Annotated in this window: 6 protein-coding genes and 1 pseudogene; 5 read left to right on the top strand and 2 right to left on the bottom strand. The window is 73.5% G+C overall.

The annotated features are described in order from the left end of the window. Positions 1 to 224: pseudogene (locus DBR36_RS18765) on the bottom strand (short chain dehydrogenase); the annotation flags it as partial. A 34-nt stretch (positions 225 to 258) separates the two neighbouring features. After that, positions 259 to 693: an SDR family NAD(P)-dependent oxidoreductase gene (locus tag DBR36_RS18770; protein WP_308810963.1), complete on the bottom strand. Its 435-nt coding sequence runs from the start codon at positions 691 to 693 to the stop codon at positions 259 to 261. Positions 694 to 902: 209 nt separating this feature from the next. On the opposite strand from DBR36_RS18770, the gene DBR36_RS14150 reads away from it, so the two are divergent. From DBR36_RS14150 to DBR36_RS14165, 5 genes are all read left to right on the top strand, one after another. Next, the gene (locus tag DBR36_RS14150; protein WP_108320412.1) at positions 903 to 1742 is read left to right on the top strand and encodes a helix-turn-helix transcriptional regulator; all 840 of its coding nucleotides are present in this window, start codon (positions 903 to 905) and stop codon (positions 1740 to 1742) included. A gap of 152 nt (positions 1743 to 1894) precedes the next feature. After that, positions 1895 to 2158, top strand: coding sequence for a VanZ family protein (locus DBR36_RS14155; protein ID WP_108320414.1), 264 nt, complete (start codon positions 1895 to 1897; stop codon positions 2156 to 2158). Between the two features lie 4 nt (positions 2159 to 2162). Continuing rightward, complete coding sequence (locus DBR36_RS17400) at positions 2163 to 2348, top strand: hypothetical protein (protein WP_146185373.1); 186 nt, start codon at positions 2163 to 2165, stop codon at positions 2346 to 2348. 76 nt (positions 2349 to 2424) lie between these two features. Continuing rightward, complete coding sequence (locus DBR36_RS14160; RefSeq protein ID WP_108320416.1) at positions 2425 to 2637, top strand: hypothetical protein; 213 nt, start codon at positions 2425 to 2427, stop codon at positions 2635 to 2637. 372 nt (positions 2638 to 3009) lie between these two features. Continuing rightward, positions 3010 to 4050, top strand: coding sequence for an acyl-CoA dehydrogenase (locus DBR36_RS14165; protein WP_258222867.1), 1041 nt, complete (start codon positions 3010 to 3012; stop codon positions 4048 to 4050). Positions 4051 to 4197: the final 147 nt, after the last annotated feature.

Consider the following 4197-nt stretch of genomic DNA (forward strand, 5'->3'; position numbering starts at 1 on the left):
CCCACGTGGCCGAAGCCGGTGGGCCCGTACAGCACGTCGCTGCGGGGTGCGGCCGTCGTCGCCGCGACGAGCGCGGGAAGGGCCGCGGTCTCGACCGTCCCGAGCAGCAGGCCGCGCGACGACAACCAGCGGACGACCTTCACCCCCGTGGTGTCGGCGTCACGCCCGATCTCGGGGCGGGCGGCGAGCAGGTTCGTCGGGGCGACCCCCGGATGCGAGACCACGCTGCGGACTCCCCACCCCGCACGCCGCGACTTCTCATCGAGGGCGCGCGCGAAGAGCCCCAGCGCGATCTTCGACCGGCTGTAGGCCCGTTGGCCGTTGTACGCGCGCTCGCTGTCGAGATCGTCCCAGGCGATGCGGCCGGACCGGAGGGGTCATCACCCCGGCGTTGTTGATCAGCAGGTGCACGGGCGCCCCCTCGGCCGTCAGCGCGGTTCCGAAGGAACGCACGGATGCCAGAGACGACAGGTCCAGATCGTGCAGCGAGACCCGGGCCCCGGGGTTCTTCGTGCGCAGGCGCACCGCGACGGCTTCGCCCTTGGCCCGGTTGCGCACGGGCAGCACCAGGTCGGCGCCCGCGGCGGCGAGGCGGTCCGCCATGATCAGGCCCATCCCGTCGCTGCCGCCGGTGAGCACGACCCGTCGTCCGGCGAGGTCAGGAAGCGTGATGTCGATGTCGTCGCGTGCCATGTCGGTCTCCTGTGTCGGTGGGCAGGGGTCCAGCGTCGCGCGTCGCGGCAGGCGCAGGCAGGGCCTGTCGATCCCCGTCTCGCGCATCCCCCGTTCGGGGCCGCTCGCGCGGGCGGGCGGGTGGCATCCGGCCCGCTCCGTAGAGGGGGATCGCCGCGCCCTGGTTCGTCTGTGCGACACGGGGTAGACAGGATGCCGAGGAGGCCCCCGTGATCGATCGAGCAGCCCTCGCGCATTTCCTGCGCACGCGTCGCGAAGCCCTGCAGCCCGAGGACGTCGGTCTGCCGCGAGGTGCGCGCCGACGCACCCGAGGGCTGCGGCGAGAAGAGGCCGCGGCGCTCAGCCACATGTCCACCGACTACTACGCCCGCCTCGAACGCGAGCGCGGGCCGCACCCGTCGGAGCAGATGCTGGCGTCGATCGCGCAGGGGCTGCACCTGTCTCGGGCGGAACGCGACCACCTCTTCCGGCTCGCCGGCCACGTTCCCGCCGAGCGGGCGGGCATGCTCGAGCACGTCGGCCCCGGGTTGCTGCGTGTGCTGGACCGGCTCGACGACACCCCCGCCGAGATCGTGACCGAGCTGGGCGAGACCCTGCGCCAATCGCGCCTGGGCATCGCGCTCACGGGCGACGCCTCGCTGCGCCGCGGGATGCACCGCAGCCTCGGCTGGCGCTGGTTCGCCGACCCGGCGTCGCGCGGTCTCTACGCCGAGGAGGACCACGACTTCCTGAGTCGACTGTTCGCCGCGGGACTGCGCGAGATCGTCGGTCGCCGCGGAGCCGGGTCGCGGGCCGCCGAGCTCGCCGACGACCTGCGCGATCGCAGCGAGGAGTTCCGGGCGCTGTGGGAGCGTCACGAGGTCGGCCTGCGCCCCCGCGACACGAAGCACTTCATGCACCCCGAGGTCGGGGCGATCGAGGTGCATTGCCAGACGCTCGTGGACCCCGAGAGTGCCCACTCCCTGCTCGTCTACACGGCGGCGCCGGGCAGCGAGAGCGCCGAGAAGCTGCGTCTGCTGTCGGTCATCGGGCCCGCCGTCCCCGCGTGACGCGGCGGGGCCGAGGGGTGGGGGATGCGCGGGTGAGCCTGTCGGGCAACCGCGCCCGCCCGTCTCCATCGGCGAGCGCGCTGAGGGGACGGTGGCAATGGATCCGTGCGATGGCCGCGCGACGCCGGGTGCCGCCGACGTAGGGTCGGCAGGTGCTCTCCAACCTGCTCGTCTCGGTGCCGTGGCTGGCCTTCGCCGTCCTGGTCGCCGTGGTCATCGTCGGGCCGGTCTGCGCGAGCGCTCTGTCCGTGGCGATCGAGGCCGTGCAGGCGCTCGTGCCGACGATCGGCCGGGCGTGCGACACGGGCGACTGGGTCACGAACACCATCGGGGCCGTCCTCGGCGGTGTCGTGGCCGCCCTTGCCCTCGTGTGGCATCGGTCGGCTACCCGTCTTGAGCCCGTGCCCGTCGAGTGAGATCGTGAGGGGCATGGTCGACGCCCGCCGGAACTCAGCGCAACCAGAGAAGTGGGTCGGTGGGCTGAACCCCGACTTCGACGTCGACGCGCACCGCGGAGAGGCGCTGTTCATCGGTCGGGACCTCGAGGACGCTCGCTTCATCGGCTACGTCGGCGGCGCACCCGCCTGTCAGGACACCACCGACTGAAATCGTCGGCGCCCACTCCCCGCGATTCCGTCGTGAGGGGGAGGACAGGCGTCGAGTGCGCTCGTAGCGTCGAGGTATGGCTGCGAGCGAGAAGACACCCGCCTCGGCGACGGTCTGGTACTTCGTCGGCGCGACCTTCGTTCTCATGATTCCGATGCTGTGGGTTCACGATCTGCCATGGGGGGTACGTGTGGCGTCGATCGCCCTCGGTGGCGCGCTCATCGCCATCGGCATCAGGCGCTTGGGGCGTGAGGTGCTGCCGCCCGACGCGACCGACGACGAGTCCTAGCCGGCGTCAGGAGAACAGCTGACGAAGAGCGTCCAGGTTGCCGGAGTCGACGACCCCCTGAACCGCGTCGATGGTGTGCCGGCGGACTCGATCGCCTGCTGGTACGGGATCTGCTCGAATCCCGCACGTGCGTCACCGGGGCTGAAGTTGGGAATCCAGGGGCTGTCGGGTCGTCGCCTCGGCCGCCGGTTCGGCGACGGCCGGAGAAGGAGATGCCGCGAGCGCAGAAGTGAACTTCCCTGTGGCGGACATGACGCCATCCTGACAGGCCCGTTTCGCCCCCTCCGACGTCGAATACCACCGGCGCTGCACGACCGCCCCCTCCTGTCAAGGTTCTCGCCCGATGCGTCCCGGCGCCCCAGGCTGGGCGCCGTGAGCGACGCCCACCATCCCCCGTTCCCCCTGCTCTCGGCATCCGATCCCTCGTCTTTCGACCGCGCCCGCGACGCGCTGGCCGATGCCGACACCGTGGACGGCTTCGGCGTCGACGTCGCCGCCACCCTCGCGTGGTCCGTCCGGACCGGGGCGCGCCGGCCCCGCACCCTCGCCGCGACGTGGGACCTGCTCGCCGCCACCGCGGTGCGCGATGTGGCCGCAGCCCGCATCCTCGAGCCGCACCTCGACGCGCTCGGCATCCTCGACGAAGCGGATGCCGACGGACTCGACCGCTCCGGCTCCTGGGGCGTCTTCGCGGCCGAAGCGCCGGGGATGCGGCTGCGAGCGACCCGCGACGGGCGGGGGTGGCGCCTGAGCGGGACGAAGCCGTGGTGCTCGCTGGCGGCGCACCTCGACCACGCGCTCGTCACCGCGTGGGTCGACGATGAGCGGCGCGGGTTGTTCGCCCTCGACCTGCGCGACCCGGCGGTCGTCGCGCGCCCCGGCCCGTGGCACGCACGCGGACTGCAGGCGGTGGTCAGCGCGCCGATCGACGTCGACGCCGCGGTCGCCCGGCCGGTGGGCGAGCCGGGCTGGTACCTGCGGCGCCCCGGCTTCGCGCACGGCGGGGTCGGGGTCGCGGCGTGCTGGTGGGGAGCGGCGCTGCCCGTGCGCGGAGCGCTGCGCGAGGCCGCGCGCCGTGAGGGGGCCGACCAGCTGTCGCGCACGCACCTGGGGCGAGCGGATGCCGCCCTGTGGGCGGCCCGCGCGGCGCTGGCCGAGACGGCGGCGGTGTTCGACGGCGGCGAGTCCTCGTCGCCGGGGCTGCGGGCGGCGCGGGTGCGCACGATCGTGGCGGACGCCGTCGAGACGACCCTCGCCGAGGCGGCGCGAGCGCTCGGCCCGCTCCCGCTCGTCGCCGACGAGGGGTACGCTCGCCGGGTCGCCGATCTGCAGGTCTACGTGCGCCAGCACCATGGCGACCGCGATCTCGCACGCCTCGGTGCGGCCGTGGCAGAGGGCGACAGCGCGTGGTGAGCTTCGACCACCGCGAGCCCGGGACCGACGAAGCCGTCTGGACCGCGGCCCTCGCGTCCCGCCGCCTGCCGCCGGTGGATCTGGACGTCGATCGGATCGTCGTCGTCGCCGCGCACCCCGACGACGAGTGCCTCGGTGCGGGGGGAC

The sequence above is a fragment of the Microbacterium sp. HMWF026 genome, assembly GCF_003061325.1.
Classification (GTDB): Bacteria; Actinomycetota; Actinomycetes; order Actinomycetales; family Microbacteriaceae; genus Microbacterium; species Microbacterium testaceum_E.

Excerpts from the sequence above, each read along its gene's own strand:
- DBR36_RS14160 (WP_108320416.1), top strand. The coding sequence starts at position 2,425 with ATGGCTGCGAGCGAGAAGACACCCGCCTCGGCGACGGTCTGGTACTTC.
- DBR36_RS18770 (WP_308810963.1), bottom strand. The coding sequence starts at position 693 with ATGGCACGCGACGACATCGACATCACGCTTCCTGACCTCGCCGGACGA.